This is a genomic window from Inquilinus sp. (genome assembly GCF_039594555.1).
GTDB lineage: Bacteria > Pseudomonadota > Alphaproteobacteria > DSM-16000 > Inquilinaceae > Inquilinus.
In genome coordinates, this window is sequence record NZ_JBCNNF010000018.1 from 18,853 (window position 1) to 34,083 (window position 15,231).

General features: G+C 70.4%; 17 protein-coding genes and 1 tRNA gene. 9 read left to right on the top strand and 9 right to left on the bottom strand.

Going from position 1 to position 15,231, the window contains the following annotated elements:
* Positions 1–8: 8 nt before the first annotated feature.
* Both ABDW35_RS03480 and ABDW35_RS03485 read right to left on the bottom strand, forming a co-directional pair.
* On the bottom strand, positions 9–395 hold the full coding sequence (locus ABDW35_RS03480; RefSeq protein WP_343712455.1) for a type II toxin-antitoxin system VapC family toxin: 387 nt from the start codon (positions 393–395) through the stop codon (positions 9–11).
* Complete coding sequence (locus ABDW35_RS03485) at positions 395–622, bottom strand: type II toxin-antitoxin system prevent-host-death family antitoxin (protein ID WP_343712456.1); 228 nt, start codon at positions 620–622, stop codon at positions 395–397. Before ABDW35_RS03485 ends, ABDW35_RS03480 begins: the two co-directional genes overlap by 1 nt.
* Positions 623–720: 98 nt before the next feature.
* Between ABDW35_RS03485 and ABDW35_RS03490 the strand changes: the two genes are divergently transcribed.
* Both ABDW35_RS03490 and ABDW35_RS03495 read left to right on the top strand, forming a co-directional pair.
* On the top strand, positions 721–1,869 hold the full coding sequence (locus tag ABDW35_RS03490) for a DUF3095 domain-containing protein (protein ID WP_343712457.1): 1,149 nt from the start codon (positions 721–723) through the stop codon (positions 1,867–1,869).
* Entirely contained in the window at positions 1,866–2,189 is a 324-nt protein-coding gene (locus tag ABDW35_RS03495) for a cupin domain-containing protein (protein ID WP_343712458.1), read from the top strand. Before ABDW35_RS03490 ends, ABDW35_RS03495 begins: the two co-directional genes overlap by 4 nt.
* On the opposite strand, the gene ade is transcribed toward ABDW35_RS03495, so the two are convergent.
* Positions 2,186–3,892, bottom strand: coding sequence for an adenine deaminase (gene ade, locus ABDW35_RS03500; protein ID WP_343712459.1), 1,707 nt, complete (start codon positions 3,890–3,892; stop codon positions 2,186–2,188). The genes ABDW35_RS03495 and ade overlap by 4 nt on opposite strands.
* 188 nt (positions 3,893–4,080) lie before the next feature.
* Between ade and ABDW35_RS03505 the strand changes: the two genes are divergently transcribed.
* From ABDW35_RS03505 to ABDW35_RS03515, 3 genes are read left to right on the top strand one after another with little or no spacing between them, the layout of a single operon-like run.
* Positions 4,081–6,591: a response regulator gene (locus ABDW35_RS03505; RefSeq protein WP_343712460.1), complete on the top strand. Its 2,511-nt coding sequence runs from the start codon at positions 4,081–4,083 to the stop codon at positions 6,589–6,591.
* Positions 6,581–6,988, top strand: a complete 408-nt coding sequence (locus ABDW35_RS03510) for a response regulator (protein WP_343712461.1) — start codon at positions 6,581–6,583, stop codon at positions 6,986–6,988. Before ABDW35_RS03505 ends, ABDW35_RS03510 begins: the two co-directional genes overlap by 11 nt.
* A complete protein-coding gene (locus ABDW35_RS03515; protein ID WP_343712462.1) occupies positions 6,985–7,299 on the top strand; it encodes an Hpt domain-containing protein in 315 nt (104 codons plus the stop codon). The genes ABDW35_RS03510 and ABDW35_RS03515 overlap by 4 nt, the downstream gene beginning before the upstream one ends.
* Positions 7,300–7,305: 6 nt before the next feature.
* Here ABDW35_RS03515 and ABDW35_RS03520 read toward each other — a convergent pair whose 3' ends face one another.
* Entirely contained in the window at positions 7,306–7,725 is a 420-nt protein-coding gene (locus ABDW35_RS03520) for an OsmC family protein (RefSeq protein ID WP_343712463.1), read from the bottom strand.
* 170 nt (positions 7,726–7,895) lie between these two features.
* Here ABDW35_RS03520 and ABDW35_RS03525 point away from each other — a divergent pair.
* A tRNA-Arg gene (locus tag ABDW35_RS03525) sits at positions 7,896–7,972 on the top strand.
* Between the two features lie 83 nt (positions 7,973–8,055).
* Positions 8,056–8,304, top strand: a complete 249-nt coding sequence (locus tag ABDW35_RS03530) for a hypothetical protein (protein ID WP_343712464.1) — start codon at positions 8,056–8,058, stop codon at positions 8,302–8,304.
* A gap of 438 nt (positions 8,305–8,742) precedes the next feature.
* Here ABDW35_RS03530 and ABDW35_RS03535 read toward each other — a convergent pair whose 3' ends face one another.
* Positions 8,743–9,174 (bottom strand): hypothetical protein, encoded by a 432-nt coding sequence (locus tag ABDW35_RS03535; RefSeq protein ID WP_343712465.1) that lies wholly within the window; start codon positions 9,172–9,174, stop codon positions 8,743–8,745.
* Between the two features lie 399 nt (positions 9,175–9,573).
* Here ABDW35_RS03535 and ABDW35_RS03540 point away from each other — a divergent pair, with 399 nt between their 5' ends.
* Positions 9,574–11,184 (top strand): calcium-binding protein, encoded by a 1,611-nt coding sequence (locus tag ABDW35_RS03540; RefSeq protein ID WP_343712466.1) that lies wholly within the window; start codon positions 9,574–9,576, stop codon positions 11,182–11,184.
* Between the two features lie 15 nt (positions 11,185–11,199).
* Here ABDW35_RS03540 and ABDW35_RS03545 read toward each other — a convergent pair whose 3' ends face one another.
* Both ABDW35_RS03545 and phnX read right to left on the bottom strand, forming a co-directional pair.
* Positions 11,200–12,339: a TIGR03364 family FAD-dependent oxidoreductase gene (locus tag ABDW35_RS03545; protein ID WP_343712467.1), complete on the bottom strand. Its 1,140-nt coding sequence runs from the start codon at positions 12,337–12,339 to the stop codon at positions 11,200–11,202.
* The gene (phnX, locus tag ABDW35_RS03550) at positions 12,336–13,166 is read right to left on the bottom strand and encodes a phosphonoacetaldehyde hydrolase (protein WP_343712468.1); all 831 of its coding nucleotides are present in this window, start codon (positions 13,164–13,166) and stop codon (positions 12,336–12,338) included. Before phnX ends, ABDW35_RS03545 begins: the two co-directional genes overlap by 4 nt.
* 85 nt (positions 13,167–13,251) lie before the next feature.
* Between phnX and ABDW35_RS03555 the strand changes: the two genes are divergently transcribed.
* The gene (locus ABDW35_RS03555; RefSeq protein ID WP_343712469.1) at positions 13,252–14,157 is read left to right on the top strand and encodes a LysR substrate-binding domain-containing protein; all 906 of its coding nucleotides are present in this window, start codon (positions 13,252–13,254) and stop codon (positions 14,155–14,157) included.
* Here ABDW35_RS03555 and ABDW35_RS03560 read toward each other — a convergent pair.
* Complete coding sequence (locus ABDW35_RS03560; RefSeq protein ID WP_343712470.1) at positions 14,154–14,531, bottom strand: YciI family protein; 378 nt, start codon at positions 14,529–14,531, stop codon at positions 14,154–14,156. The genes ABDW35_RS03555 and ABDW35_RS03560 overlap by 4 nt on opposite strands.
* Before the next feature lie 269 nt (positions 14,532–14,800).
* Positions 14,801–15,127 (bottom strand): hypothetical protein, encoded by a 327-nt coding sequence (locus ABDW35_RS03565; RefSeq protein ID WP_343712471.1) that lies wholly within the window; start codon positions 15,125–15,127, stop codon positions 14,801–14,803.
* Positions 15,128–15,231: the final 104 nt, after the last annotated feature.

Consider the following 15,231-nt stretch of genomic DNA (forward strand, 5'->3'; position numbering starts at 1 on the left):
CGAGTCGGTCAGCGGTGGGCCTCGATCAGCCGCACCCCGTACTGCCGGAACACCGGGTCGATCGTCATCAGTTCCAGCCCCTCGGCCTGTGCCTGGGCGATCAGCATGCGGTCGAACGGATCGCGATGATGCGGCGGCAGGCTCCCGGCCTGCTGGCCGTGAAACAGCGAGATCGGCAGCTTCGCAAACCCCTTCTCTTCCACCGCAGCCTCGATATCCACCGGTGCCGTCAGCTTTCCGATCTGACGCTTGATCGCAATCTCCCAGGTCGTCGCCGCGCTGACGAAGATCCGGTTCCGAGGTTCCCCGATCACCTCGCGCGCGGCGGGGCCGAGTGCGGAATCGTCGGTCAACCACCACAGGAAGGCATGGGTGTCGAGCAGAACCGACCGCATCAGCCGCCCTCAAAGAGGTCCGCGATCTCTATGTCTACCGCGTCGAAATCGGGGCCGATGACGATCCGCCCCTCATAGCCGCCGGGCTGGCGCCGCGCTCCGGCATAGGGCACCAGCTCGACCCAGGGCTCGCCGGCCCGCGCGATCACCACCTGCTCGCCGGCACGTGCCTTTTCCGCCAGCGACGACAGGTTGCTCTTGGCCTCATGCATGTTGACCCGGATCACGGTATATCTCCTTAGCCCGATTAGCTAAGATATCATCAATACCCATCGATTCCCAGAGCCGCCTTCCCCCTCCTTCGCCGATCGGCGAGAATGGCGGCATGGGCGAACCGATCGACGACTTCTATCCGCAGGTGCCGGTGTTCGACGGCTTCGCCAGGCTGACCGACGCCACGCTGTACCGGCCGCTGCCGGAGGATTGGGTGATCGGCCTGTCCGACGTCGTCGCCTCCACCGCCGCGATCCGGGCCGGCAAGTACAAAAGCGTCAACATCGCCGGCGCGGCGCTGATCGCCGCCGTGTCCAACGCCCTGGGCCAGCGCGACTATCCCTTCGCCTTCGGCGGCGACGGCGCCAGCTTCGCCCTGCCAGCGGCGGATGCCGAGACCGCCCGCACCGCCCTGGCCGCCACAGCCGCATGGGTGCGCGACGAGCTGGGCCTGACCCTGCGCGTGGCCCTGGTGCCGATGTCGGCGATCCGCACCGCCGGCTGGGATGTGCGCATCGCCCGCTACGCCCCTTCGCCGGACGTGACCTACGCCATGTTCATGGGCGGCGGTCTGGCCTGGGCCGGGCAGGAGCTGAAGGCCGGCGCCTTCGCGGTGGAGCCGGCGCCGCCCGGCACGCGGCCCGACCTGTCCGGACTGTTCTGCCGCTGGCAGGAGTTCCCGGCCCGGCACGGCGTGATCCTGTCGCTGATCGCCACCCCGGCCGTGGCCGAGAGCGAGGCTGCGTTCCAGGAGCTGGTCGGCGACATCCTGCGCATGACCGGGCGGGAGAGCGAGGCCCGGCATCCCCTGGCCGACCTGCGCAGCGGCATGGGCTGGCCACCGCCCGGCCTGGATGCGGAGGCCCGGGCGTCCCGCCAGCCCGGCCAGTCGCTGCTGTCGCGCAAGCTGCTGGTGGGGCTGAAGAGCCTGGCGTCCTGGGCGATCCTGCGCTTCCGCATCCCGGTCGGCCCGTTCCGGCCCGACCGCTATCTGGGCGAGCTGGTGGCCAATGCCGATTTCCGCAAATACGATGACGGGCTGCGGATGACGCTGGACTGCACTCCGGCGCTGGCGGACCGGCTGGAGGCCCGGCTGCTGGCGGCCGAGCAGGCGGGCATCGCCCGCTTCGGCCTGCACCGGCAGGACGCGGCGATCGTCACCTGTTACACGCCATCGGCGATGCGCAGCGACCATGTCCATTTCGTCGACGGCGCCGCCGGCGGCTATGCCGCCGCCGCTTCGCGGCTGAAGCTGCCGTGAAGGCCGGCAACCTGTTCGACGCGCTGCAGCCGGACGCGGCGGAGGAGCAATTCTCGACCCTGCTGGAGCAGGCCGGCTTCACGCTGGAGCGCATCGTCTCCACCGGTCAGGCCAGCCCGCCCGGCTTCTGGTACGACCAGGATCGGGCGGAATGGGTGGTGCTGCTGCGCGGCTCCGCCGGGCTGGAGGTCGAAGGCGAGGCGGAGCCCCGCACCCTGCGTCCCGGCGACTGGGTGCATATCCCCGCCCATGCCCGCCACCGCGTCGCCTGGACCGCCGCGGACGAGCCGACGGTCTGGCTGGCGCTGCATCACGGCTAAGCCGCGATCAGCTCGAACCGGTCGACATCCACGAGGCCCCGATCGGTGATCTTCAGGTGCGGGATCACCGGCAGCGGCAGGAAGGCGAGCTGGATGAAGGGCTCCGGCAGCGGGCAGCCCATCGCTTTCACCGCTCGGCGCAGCGCCCGCAGATCCTCCGCCACCCGCTCGAAGGGCTGCAGGCTCATCAGCCCGGCCAGGGGCAGGGCGATCTCGCCGGCGACCTGCCCGTTGCGAACCGCGACGAAGCCGCCCTGCAGCTCGATCAGCCGGTTCACCGCCGCGGCCATGTCGGCGTCGCTGTCGCCGACGACGCAGATGTTGTGGCTGTCATGCCCGACCGAGGAGGCCAGCGCGCCGCCGCGGAAGCCGAAACCGCGGACGAAGGCGCGGCCGATGTTGCGGTTCACTCCATGCCGGGCGAAGACGCAGATCTTGAGGATGTCCTGGTCCGGGTCCGGGTGGCGGCAGCCGTCGCGCCAGGGCAGCGTCGCCACCAGCGCCTCGGTGATGATCTTGCCCGGGATCAGCCCAATCACCGGGCCGGTCGGGCCCGAGGTCGGGGCACGGAAATCCTCCACCGCCACCGGGTCGAGCCTGACCGAGCCGAGGCCGACCGGTGCCGGTGCCGCGCGGCCGTCGAAGATCCCCGGCCCGACCACACGCCCGGCGCTGATCACCTGCGACACGACGCAGCTGTCGAGATCGTCCAGCAACACCAGGTCGGCGCGGCGTCCCGGCGCCACAATGCCACGGTCGCGCAGGCCAAAACCCTGGGCGGCCGACCAGGTGGCGGCGCGATAGACATGGGCCGTGGGCGCGCCACGGCGGATCGCCGACCGGATCAGATGATCGAGATGGCCCTCCTCGGCGATGTCGAGCGGGTTGCGGTCATCGGTGCACAGGCCGAGCAGCGGCGAGGTCTCGGCTGAGATGATCGGTGCCAAAGCGTGCACATCCTTGCTGACCGACCCGTCGCGGATCAGAATCTGCATGCCCTTGCGCAGCTTCTCCAGCGCCTCCTCCGGCCCCGTCGTCTCATGGCAGTTGCGGATGCCGCAGGCGAGATAGGCGTTGAGCGGCTTGCCGGTCAGCAGCGGCGAATGGCCGTCGATATGGCCGTCCTGGAAGGCCGCCAGCTTCTCCAGCACCGCCTCGTCCTTGGCCAGCAGGCCGGGGAAGTTCATGAACTCGGCCAGGCCGATCACCTTCGGATGGCCGCGATGCCGCACCAGCTCGGCGGCGTCGAGCCGGGCGCCGGCGGTCTCGAGCTCCGTCGCCGGCACGCAGGAAGAGAGCTGGACCCGCAGATCCATCGCCGTGCCCAGCGCGCCGTCGAGGAAATAGCGTAGCCCTGCTTCGCCCAGCACGTTGCAGATCTCGTGCGGGTCGCAGATCGCGGTGGTGGTGCCGCGCGGCAGCACGCAACGGTCGAACTCCGCCGGCGTCACCAGGGTCGATTCGCAATGCACATGGGTGTCGATGAAGCCGGGCACCACGACCTTGCCGCGGCCGTCGATCTCGACCGCCCCGCTATAGTCGTCGCAGGTGCCGACGATGCGGTCGCCGCAGACCGCCACGTCGCCGTCCAGCAGCGCGCCGCTGACCACGTCGAGGGTGCGCGCGCCCTTGATCACCAGATCGGCGGGCGCATGGCCCAGCGCCTGGTCGATTCTAGTCCTTAGGTCCGCCGTGCCGCTCATGCCTGTCCTCTCCAGCCGGAGTGACAGCCTAGCAGGATCGTCCGGGGTGATGCCCGCTCCAGAATTAGATAGAATTTTAGGATAATTATTTATAGCTTCCACCCGACGGCGACACCGACGCCGGTTTCGACTATCACCTGATCAGGGGGCCGCAAGCCGCCGGGGGACGATCGGGAGGCGCGTGGGGAATGGAGAAGTTTCTGGGCTCGGTTCGCTCGATCGTCCTGCTCGCGATCCTGGGCTTCCTGCTGTTCTTCGGCACGGCGGGGTGGCTGGGCAAGCAGTTCCTGGCCGACAACGCCCGGACGCAGGGCTGGGTCGACCACACCAATCTGGTGATCAACACGATCTACGAAGCCCGGCTGAACATCGCCCGGGCCCAGGCGCTGAGCCGCAGCTTCGTCATCACGGGCAACCAGCAGGACGCCGCGGTCGCGGAGGACAGCGCTCGGCTGGCCACCGACACGCTGCTGGACCTGCGCAACCTGACCGCCGACAACCCGGCGCAGATCCGACGCTTCGACGATGCCGCGGCCATTGCCGAGCAGATCCTGATCACCAATGACCGGATCGTCGCCGCGGTCCGGCGCGGCGATCTGGCAGGCGCCGGCACCATCGTCAAGGAGGCCGTCGACCAGGCGCCGGCCTTCCGCGCCAAGATCGACGAGGCGGTCCGCGCCGAGAAGGCGCTGCTGGCGGAGCGCCAGGCCGCCACCGAGGCGACGCTGCAGCGGATCATCTGGCTGCTGGCCGGCATCGGCGCGCTGGCCGCGCTGTGCGGGCTGCTCGCGGCCTGGGCGATGTCCCGCCAGGTGCGCACCGACCTGCAGCGCTATCGCGAGCTGGAGCGGGCAAAGCTGGAGAGCGATGCCGCCGCCCGGGCATTGGCCGAGAACCAGGCGCAGCTGCAGGCGGTGCTGGACAGCGCCCGCGACCCGATCCTGGTGGTCGGCCAGGACGGGGTGGTCGAGCTGGCCAACCGCGCCTGCGGCGAGGCGTTCGGCGTGGCGGGCGGCGAACTTGTCGGAACCGACATCTCCGAGCTGGTGCCCGCCCTGGCCGGCGGCGCCCAGCCGGCCGGAGAGATCACGGTGACCCGGCGCGACGGCAGCAGCTTCCCGGCCGAGATCTCGACCGGCGTGTTCGAGCGAGATGGCCGCAGCGCCTCGGTCTGCATCCTGCGCGATATGACCGAGCGGCACCGGCTGGACCAGCTGAAGAACGAGTTCGTGTCGACAGTGAGCCACGAGCTGCGCACGCCGCTGACCTCGATCCGCGGCTCGCTGGGCCTGATCGTGGCCGGGGCGGCGGGCGCGCTGCCCGACAAGGCCAGGTCGCTGCTGGAGATCGCACACAAGAACAGCGAGCGGCTGGTCGGGCTGGTCAACGACATCCTGGACATCGAGAAGATCGAATCCGGCCGCATGGAGTTCCGGCACGACCGGCTCGACGCGGCGACGCTGGTCGAACAGGCGGTCGAAGCCAACCACGCCTATGCCGCGCAGCACGAGGTCGAATACCGGATCGCGGCCCGCCCGGAGGCGCCGCTGCCGGTGCAGGGCGACGCCGACCGGCTGATCCAGGTGCTGACCAACCTGCTGTCCAACGCCGCCAAGTTCTCGCCGGCCGGCAGCACCATCGAGGTGGCGGTGGAAACAGTCGGCCGCCAGGCCCGGGTCAGCGTGCGCGACCGCGGCGCCGGCATCCCGGAGGAGTTCCGCAGCCGGATCTTCCAGCGCTTCGCCCAGGCCGACGCCAGCGACGTGCGCCGCAAGGGCGGCACCGGCCTCGGCCTGTCAATCGCCAAGGCCATCGTCGAGCGCCATGGCGGCCGCATCGGCTTCGAGCCCGCGGAAGGCGGCGGCACCTGCTTCTGGTTCACCCTGCCGCTGCTGGCCGAGGCGCCGGAGACGGTCGCCATGCCCGGCGATGCCCGGCGTCAGGTGCTGATCTGCGAGGATGACGCCGACGTTGCCACCCTGCTGGGCCTGATGATCGAGCAGGATGGCTGGCGGGTTGACTACGCCCGCGACGCCGAGACGGCGCTGGAGAAGGCGCGCACCGGCCAGTACGACGCGATGACCGTCGATCTGCTGCTGCCGGGCATGGACGGCATCACGCTGATCCGGCAGCTGCGGACCGACCCGGCCACGGCAGGCCTGCCGATCGTCGTCGTCTCCGCCACCGCCCAGGACGGCAAGCGCGAGCTGAACGGCGACGCCGTCAACATCGTCGACTGGCTGGACAAGCCGATCGAGCAGCTGCGGCTGCGCGCGGCGCTGCGCCAGGCCGGCTTGCGCAGCCGCAACGGCCGCGCCTGCATCCTGCATGTCGAGGATGATGACGACGTGATCGAGGTGGTCGGCGCCATCATCCGCGACGAGGCCGAGATCGTGCCCGCCCGGTCGCTGCAGGAGGGTCGCCAGAAGCTGGCGGAGCGGCGCTTCGACCTGGTCATCATCGATGTCGGCCTGCCCGACGGCTCCGGCCTAGACCTCCTGGAGACGATCAACGCCCGCACGCCGCGGGAGCCGGTGCTGATCTTCTCGGCCCAGGATTCCAGCGCCTCCTACGCCAGCGCGGTCTCGGCCTCCCTGGTCAAGAGCCGCACCGACAACGAGCAGTTGCACCAGACCATCACCGACCTGATCAACGGCCTGATCCAGGACAAGCAAGGGGCCCCCCGCTATGGCCGATGAGGCGCTGACCCGCATCCTCTATGTTGAGGATGATGCCGATATCCGATCGGTCGCCGGCTTCGCGCTGGAGGCGGTGGGCGGCTTCGTCCTGGCCGCCTGCGCCTCGGGTGAGGAGGCGCTGGCTCAGGCGCCCGGCTTCGCGCCACAACTGCTGCTGCTCGACGTCATGATGCCGGGCATGGACGGGCCGGAGACGCTGGCGGCGCTGCGCCAGTTGCCGGGGACGGCGGACACGCCGGCCGTGTTCATGACCGCCAAGGTGCAGCCGCAGGAGGTGGCGCGCTACCGCGCCCTCGGCGCCATCGACGTCATCTCCAAGCCGTTCGACCCGATGACGCTGTCCGACGAAATCCGCGCCATCTGGGCTCGCCACGGCGACCAGGGCGCGGCATCGTGAGCCAGGACGCGCTGCAGGCGCATCTCGACCGGCTGCGGGCCAAGTTCGCGGCCGAGCTGCCGCAGAAGCTGGCCGAGGCCGACGCCTTGCTGGCGGCACTGCGGGCCGGCGACGGCGAGGCGCTGAAAGGGCTGCGCTTCGTCGTGCACCGGCTGAACGGCACCGGCGGCACCATGGGCTTCGCCGCGCTGTCGCAGGCGGCAGCGCTGCTGGAGGCCCGGCTGGACGCCTGCCTCAAGGCTGGCGGCGCCGGGCCGGAAGACGTCGCGGCGATCGCGGTGGGGCTGGCGGCCGTGAAGGCGGCCGCCTGAGCCGACTCACGCCGTCTCGATCACCTCGATCTCGGCGGTGATCTCGGCCACCTTGCCGAGCATGATCGAGGCCGAGCAGTATTTCTCCTTCGACAGCGCCACGGCACGCTCGACCTTGGCGCGGTCCAGGCCGCGGCCGGAGACGATGTAGCGCAGATGGATTTTGGTGAAGACCTTCGGGTCGGTCTCGGCGCGCTCGGCCTCGACCTCGACCCGGCAGTCGGCCACCGGCTCGCGCCCCCGCTCCAGGATCATCACCACGTCGAAGGCGGTGCAGCCGCCGAGACCGAGCAGCAGCATCTCCATCGGCCGGACGCCGAGGTTGCGCCCGCCGCTTTCCGGCGCGCCGTCCATGACCACGGCATGGCCGCTGCCGGATTCGCCGACGAAGGTGCGGCCTTCGACCCAGGTGATGCGGGCTTTCATCTGATCTGCTCCAGGAACCGATTCGAACCGGCACCCTAGCAGCGCCGGCCGAGGCCGTCAGCCGGGCGGCGTCCGGTGGCCGCGCCCACCCCGAATCCGGGCTTTGCATTGCCGCCGCTTTGCAGTATGGTCCGCGCCGCTTCGGGTCTTCGGGCCCGAGTCCATGGCCTGCACTCGTAGCTCAGCTGGATAGAGCGCCGCCCTCCGGAGGCGGAGGTCACAGGTTCGAATCCTGTCGAGTGCGCCATCCTCCTTAGACATCTCGCACCATCTGTCGTGCGGTCCCCCTGACGGTGGGAACCCGCTCTCCGGCATGCCCATTGCCCAGGCATGGCGAAATGTCTCGACCCGCGCGACTGGACCGTCCTTCCTACCGGACACGGCACCGGAACGGTGTCCTGCGGCGAATTCCGCGGCTGGTATGCCCGGAACGCCCAGGGCCGGATGCAGATCACCTGGACCGACGGCCCGGATGAGAAACGGTCTTCGGAGATCTACCGCGCCGCGACCGCGGCCTGTGAACAAGCCGATGACGGCCGCCAGACCAGCAAGGCCGGCCGCATCGATGCCGGGGGCTAGCCATGGTGATGGGTCGTGAAGCGTCCGACTGGACGGTCGAGCACACCGGCACCGAGGGTACGGTGGCCTGCGCGGAGTATCTGGGCCGCTTCCGGGTCGATCAGGACGGCGCCGTTCGGATCACATGGTCGCCACCGCCCGGACCCGCATTGGACCGCGGGACGATCAGGCGGGCCGCCCAGGAGGCGATCGAAGCCGCCATCCGCCCGCGAGCCTAGCCCCGCCGACAATCTACGGGGGTGCTACCACCCCTTTCCTATATGTCGGACATGTGTCGCAATCCCCGGCAGCGCCAGGGGACAAACGGCGCTGAGGGCCCGGCCCGGATCTCTCCCCACCACGGTCCGGGCCGGGCTTTGCTCGCGCGCCGGCGCAGTTTCTCCAATGGATCATAGGGCGTAGTGCGCCCTCCAGGGGCGCGGCCATGCTCCGCCTCGCTCAGTTCTTCGAGTTCGGAATTATGATGCGCCGGATGTCGTCGGCGCTCCGCCCGTTGTCGTCGCGGTTCCGGTTTCGGTCCCCGTCGTCGTTCCGCCCTCGGTTGCTGTTGCCGTTGCCGTTGCCGTCGAGCCCGAACAGGCGGCGGGCCCGCTGCTCGGCGTCGCCGTCGGATCTTGATCGCCGCCGGTCGTGGTCCCGGTCGTCATCGTCGCGGTCGCGATCCCGATGGCGATAGCGGTACCGGTCGCGATCCCGGTCGTCGTCGCGATAGCGATATCGGTACCGGTCGCGGTCATAGCTCCGGTAGTAGCCGTCATCGTCGTCGTACCAGCTGGAATAGCTGTCGCCGTAGTAGCCGCCATTGTAATAGCCGGGCCCTGTCTGGCAAGACGCCATCAGCGGGGCCGAGGCCGCGATGGCGACCACCACCAACCCTGTCCGGAACAAACCTCTGCCGTGCACCACGACGCTCTCCCTCGTCGCCCATCCGAGCTGCGGATGGTCATAGGAGTCTATGTCGAAATGCGGGCACGCCAAGGGACCCGGCTCAGGCCCGGGCAGGCGGCGCCAGACAGCGAGGCTGCCCCGCGGACCGGCTGACCCATTCGGGTGATCCCGCCGGAAGGTGCGGTCTGGCATAGTACGCGCCATTCGAGACACGCCTTTTCGCCAATTCTCACGATTTGAGGTGACGATTGGAACGGCGGGCAGCCGCGGCAGGCGCCCCGCCCAGCCCGCCCTGCAATCGGCGGGACCACGTGCGGCCGGCGCCGCCTGCGGCCGGAACCGCACCCTTCACCGCCACCGCAGGCTTCGGGGGAGACATCCATGTCCGGCAGCTGGAGCCTGAATGTCGAGATCGATCGCTCGACCGGCACCTTCAACGTCCTGATCGACTATCACATCGACGCTTACATCGACCCGGAGACGTCCGAATATTTCGGCGACACCTCCTGGACGGCCGATTACTCGCTGGCCGGCGGCGGCTCGGTCGGGGGAGGATCCGGCTTCGGGGCGGAGAGCGCCCTGGCCTATCTCGGCCTCGGGCTGCTGTCCGGGAACTTCGTCCTCAACTTCAGCGCGATGAACACCTTCAGCGCAGAGAGCATCGCGGCCACCTGGAATGTGTTCAGCGTCTACGACGCCACCACGCCGCAGACCGTCGCCGGCAGCGCCATCGACGACATCATCATCGGCGGCGACGGCGCCGACATGCTGCGCGGTCTCGACGGCGCCGACCTGGTCGATGCCGGGGCCGGCGACGACATCGTCGACGGCGGTGCCGGCGACGACCGTCTGAACGGCCTTGATGGCGACGACATCCTGATCGGCGGCACCGGCGACGATATCCTGATGGTCGATTCCGCAGACGACATCGTGATCGAGCGGGCGGGCCAGGGCTATGACCGGGTGATCGCCCTCGCCAGCACCGTCCTGGCCGACAATGTGGAGGAGCTGACCCTCGACGGCATGGCCGACCTCAACGGCACCGGCAATGCCGGCAACAACCGGATCTTCGGCAATGACGGCGCCAATATTCTGACCGGCGGCGACGGCAACGACATCCTGAACGGAAATGGCGGCGACGACGTGCTGCGCGGCGGGGCCGGGGCCGATGAGCTCGCCGGCCGCGGCAACGGCACCGCCCTGGGCGATACCGCGACCTATAGCGACAGCAGCACCGGCATCGTCGCCAATCTGGCCAGCGGCCTGGGCTCCGGCGGCGCGGCCCAGGGCGACACCTATATCGAGGTCGAGAATCTCGAGGGCAGCCAGGGTAATGACGACCTGACCGGGAGCACCGGCGCCAATGTCCTGCGCGGCCTCGGCGGCAACGACGTGCTTCGCGGCGGTGCCGGGGCCGACACGCTCGACGGTGGCGCCGGCACCGACACCGTCAGCTACTACACCAGCGCGGCCGGGGTCTCGGTCAGCCTGGCCACGGGGGCCGGCAGCGGCGGTGACGCCCAAGGCGACGTCCTGACCGGCATCGAGGTGCTGTCCGGCAGCCAGGGCAACGACAAACTCACCGGCGATTCCGGCGCCAACACGCTGCAGGGCTGGAACGGCGCCGACGTCCTCGCCGGAGGCAACGGCAAGGACACGCTGACGGGGGGCGCCGGGGCCGACCGCTTCGCCTATGGCGGCACGGCCGAGAGCGCGGTCGGCGCCAATGCCGACCGGATCACCGATTTCAACCATGCCCAGGGCGACCGCATCGACCTGTCGGCGATCGACGCCAGCACCGCCCTGGCCGGCAACCAGGCGTTCAGCTTCATCGGCACCGGCCTGTACACCGGCGTCGCCGGCCAACTACGCTATGTCGTCAGCGGCGGGGTCACCACCATCGCCGGCGACGTCAATGGCGACAAGGTGTCGGACTTCCACATCCAGCTGACCGGCAGCATCGCCCTGGTGGCCGGTGACTTCGTGCTCTGACCTTGCGTGGCCGGGTCAGGCGGCGTGACGGGGGGCCGCCGCGCCGAACAGCCCGGCCACGACCTCCTCGGCGATGGCGAAGCTGGTGCTCATGCCCGTGCCGCTGGTGACCTGGACCACGCGGGTCGCCTCGTCCGGCGCCTCGGCGAAGGCCTCGGCCGGGCCGGAGGGATAGATGCCGACCCAGCGCTCGGTCACCACCGGCTGGGGCACCTCCAGTAGCTCGGCCATGTGGTGCAGGATCAGCCCCTCCACCGCCTGTGGCGCGAAGGGGTCGGGCGAGTCGTCGTAGTGATGCGAGTCGCCGACCACCAGCGACCCGTCGGCCGACTGCACCACGATCAGATGGATGCCGTTGGCCAGCGTCTCCGGCACCTCGGCCGCCAGCCGCGCCTTCAGCGGCGCCGCCTCCGGCAGGTCGGCGAAGCCGTGGTAGCGGCCGAGGCTGAGGTCGCCCATCACTGCCGCCGGCAGCCGCCAGCCCGGCGCCGCCAGCCGCAGCATCTGCAGCTTGCACAGGGTGGTGCGGCGGCGGGCCATGACCTCCGGGAACAGCGACTTCAGGTCCGGCCCGGGGCACACCACGATGCGGTCGGCCAGGATCGCGCCCTCGCTGGTCTCGACCCGAGGCGCGTGCACGGCGCGGACCTGGACGCCGCGGCGGACTGTGACGCCATGCACCGCCTCCAGCCAGGCGGCCAGGCGCGGGATCGCCTCGCGCGGCTCGATCCGCAGCTCATGCGGGCTCCACAGCCCGGCGCGCAGCCCCTCGGCCCGCGCCATCGGCAGCCGCGCCGCCATGCCGGCGGCCGGCAGCAGGTCGCAGCCCTTGCCCATCTCGCTGCGAGCGAAGGCCTCGAGCACCGCCTGCCCCTCGGGGGTGCGGGCCAGCAGCGCGGTGCCGCGATGCAGCACCGGGATGCCGGCCTGCGGCGCCACCTCGGCCCAGATGTCGCGGCTGCGCAGCGCCCGGCGCCAGGTCGCGCCGGCCGACTGGCCGCTGACGGTGACGAAGCCGAAATTGCGGATCGAGGCGCCGATGGCGCGCGCCTCGCGGTCGATCACCACCACCCGCAGCCCCTGCCGCGCGGCGGCGAGGGCATGGGCGAGGCCGAGGATGCCGGCGCCGACGACGGCGAAATCATAGTGGCTCACGGCACGTCCCCGGCGGTGATGCGGGCCTGGATCCGGTCCAGCGCGGCCGGGACGTCGGCGATGCCGTCCACCACCTCATGCGCGCCGGCGGCCTGCAGCTTTTCGGTCGCGATCCGGCGCAGCGCCGCCTGCCGCTCGGCCGGCAGGGCTGCCCATTCCGCCTCGGTCAGCCCGACCTCGTTGCCGGTGACGGCCAGGGCGATGGTCCACATCCCGGCATTCAGCCCCTCGCCCACATCGACCACGGTGTCGCCGATCTTGACCGCGGCCTGGACCGGATGGATGTCGAGTGCGATCAACGCCTTCAGCGCCATGGCCGGGCCGGGGCGGCCGGATGGGGTCTCGCCGGCGCAGACGATCACCTCCGGCGCGTAGCCCTGCCGGGCCGCCTCCGGGATCACCACCTCCATCACCGGGCGCGGGAAGCCGGTGGTGGTGCCGATGCGGATGCCGCGGGCCTGCAGCGCCGCCATGGCCTCGACCGTGCCGGGGATCAGCACCGCATGCCGCCGCACCGCCGCGACCTGCAGCGGCAGGAAGCGCTCGTAGATATCGTCGACATCGGCGATCACTGGCGCCCGGCCCTGCGCCTTCTCCCAGGCCGCCGCGACCTGCGGCATGTCGAGCAGCGCCCGGATATGGTCCCACTTGGCCATGCCCATCGGCAGCCGGGCGGTGGCCAGCGGCACCGCGACGCCCATCGCTGCGAAGGCGTCGACCAGCGAAGTGATCGGCGCCTGGCAGCCGAAATCGACCGTGGTGCCCGCCCAGTCGAAGATCGCGGCCCGGATCGGGCCGTCGTAGCGGCGGCGTTGGATGAAGCTCATGGCGCGCTCCCCGACATCGTGAATGGCGGGAGAAAACCAGAGAGGCTAATATTGATCCAATTCATATTATCCATATCGATCATTGATGAGCTCAACACTGGCAGTGCAGCTGCGCGCCTTCCATGCGGTGGCGGCGGAGGGCAGCTTCACCAAGGCGGCGCGGGCGATCGGCGTGTCGCAATCGACACTGTCGATCGAGGTGAAGGCGCTGGAGCAGCGCTACGGCGTGCAGCTGTTCCGCCGGTCCGGCCGCGCTATCGAGCTGACGCTGCTGGGCGCCGAGCTGATGACCTACACCAACCGCGTCTTCGCCGCGCAGGACGAGGCGGTGGAGCTGCTGCAGGGCACCAGCCGGGTGCCGACCGGCACGCTGCGCCTGGGCGCAGACGGGCCGTTCCACGCCATGCCGCTGATCGCCGCCTTCACCGCCCGGCATGACGGCGCGCGGGTGCGGATGACGGTCGGCAACGCCCAGCGGGTGCTGGCCGACCTCGTCGACATCCGCCTCGACGTCGCGGTGCTGGCGCGGGTGCCGGGCGACCCGCAGCTGCACGCCCTGCCGCTGTGGCACGACCCGGTCCATGTGCTGCTGCCGCGCGCCCATGCCCTGGCCCGGATGCGCGTGGTGCCGGCGCATCTGATCGCGCGGGAGCGGCTGGTGATGCGCGAGGCCGGGTCGATGACGCGGGAGACGGTGGAGCGCGCCTTCGCCGCGGTCGACCTGCCACTGACGCCCTGGATGGAGGTGGAGGGGCGGGAGGCGTCGCGTGAGGCGATCGCCGCCGGCCTGGGCATCGGCTTCATGTCGGCGGGCGAGCTGACGCCGGACCCGCGCCTGGCCAGCCGCCCGATCGGCGGCTGCCGGGTGGAGATGGACGAGTATGTGGTGTGCCTGCGCGAACGCCAGCGCCTGGCCATTGTCCGCGCCTTCCTCGACATCGCCGCCGAGGCCAGCCGGGCGCGGCGCGAGGCCGCGCCCGGTCCGGGTTAGGCTTGCTGACTGAAATCCGGCGGCGGGGTGCTGAAATCGACCAGCGGCCGCACCTCGACGAAACCGATCCGGGCCAGCGGGTGGCCGGCCGCGACCTCGGCCGCCTCGTCCAGGTCGCGCGCCTCGATCACGACGAAGCCGCCCAGGATCTCCTTGGTCTCCATGAACGGGCCGTCGACCGCCGAGGTCCTGCCCTCGCGCACCTTCACGGTGCGGGCGCCGTCCGGAAGCTCCAGCGCCTCGCCGGCCACGAAATGGCCGCTGGCCTTGAGCACCTCGTCATGGGTCGAGCATTGCTCCAGCACCGCCTGGGCCTCGGCGCTGCCGCCGAACAGGGTCTGCGGATCGTAGTAGATCAGGCAGGCATAGCGCATGAGGGGCTCCTTCTGCTTGCGCCGCGAATGCCCCTTATCGCCGGGCGCCGGCCGGATTCGACAGGCCTTCGACTGTTTTCTCCGGAGCGGAATGAAGCGAGGTCGGGTCGGTGCATCCGGGCAGGGGCTGATGCCGACGGGCTCTGCGCATTGGCGCGCGGACGCGCGCAGACCCCTCCCCCTACCCCCTCCCGCAAGGGGAGGGGGAGTGTGGAAGGCTGCGTTCGTTGATGCTGGAGGTGGGTGGAAGCGGTGAGTGCACGAACGGCTCACCCAGTATCCGGCGGCCGGGTCCTGCGATCGGCGACACCGGCCGAACCGGGCTTCGGCGCATCCTCGGGATCGTCCTCGCCATCCGCCGGCGGCAGGAAGCCGAGATGCTCCATGGCCTCGTCGGCCATCTCCAACCACTGCTCCACCCGCACCGGATAGCCCCAGCGCCGGCACAAAGCCGCCACCGCGACCGGCGCCGGGCTGGCCTCCACCAGCTCGGCCACCTCCGGCCGTTCCAGCCTTTCGCTCAGCTCGGCGGCACGGCGATCCTCCTCGCCGTCCTCGGACGACTCATAGACCGCCGCCATCATCGCCAGCGTCACCCGCAGCCCGTGTTGGTCCTCCCGGGCCGCCTCGCGCCGCGGCCTTGCGCCGCTCCGCCTCCTGCCGGGACAGCGTGTCCTTGAGCAGCAGGGTCAGGCGCACG

Coding starts and splice junctions, on each gene's coding strand:
- ABDW35_RS03490 (WP_343712457.1), top strand. CDS start 721: ATGGGCGAACCGATCGACGACTTCTATCCGCAGGTGCCGGTGTTCGAC.
- phnX (WP_343712468.1), bottom strand. CDS start 13,166: ATGAGCTTCATCCAACGCCGCCGCTACGACGGCCCGATCCGGGCCGCG.
- ABDW35_RS03540 (WP_343712466.1), top strand. CDS start 9,574: ATGTCCGGCAGCTGGAGCCTGAATGTCGAGATCGATCGCTCGACCGGC.
- ABDW35_RS03560 (WP_343712470.1), bottom strand. CDS start 14,531: ATGCGCTATGCCTGCCTGATCTACTACGATCCGCAGACCCTGTTCGGC.
- ade (WP_343712459.1), bottom strand. CDS start 3,892: ATGAGCGGCACGGCGGACCTAAGGACTAGAATCGACCAGGCGCTGGGC.
- ABDW35_RS03480 (WP_343712455.1), bottom strand. CDS start 395: ATGCGGTCGGTTCTGCTCGACACCCATGCCTTCCTGTGGTGGTTGACC.
- ABDW35_RS03520 (WP_343712463.1), bottom strand. CDS start 7,725: ATGAAAGCCCGCATCACCTGGGTCGAAGGCCGCACCTTCGTCGGCGAA.
- ABDW35_RS03555 (WP_343712469.1), top strand. CDS start 13,252: ATGAGCTCAACACTGGCAGTGCAGCTGCGCGCCTTCCATGCGGTGGCG.
- ABDW35_RS03505 (WP_343712460.1), top strand. CDS start 4,081: ATGGAGAAGTTTCTGGGCTCGGTTCGCTCGATCGTCCTGCTCGCGATC.
- ABDW35_RS03530 (WP_343712464.1), top strand. CDS start 8,056: ATGGCGAAATGTCTCGACCCGCGCGACTGGACCGTCCTTCCTACCGGA.
- ABDW35_RS03510 (WP_343712461.1), top strand. CDS start 6,581: ATGGCCGATGAGGCGCTGACCCGCATCCTCTATGTTGAGGATGATGCC.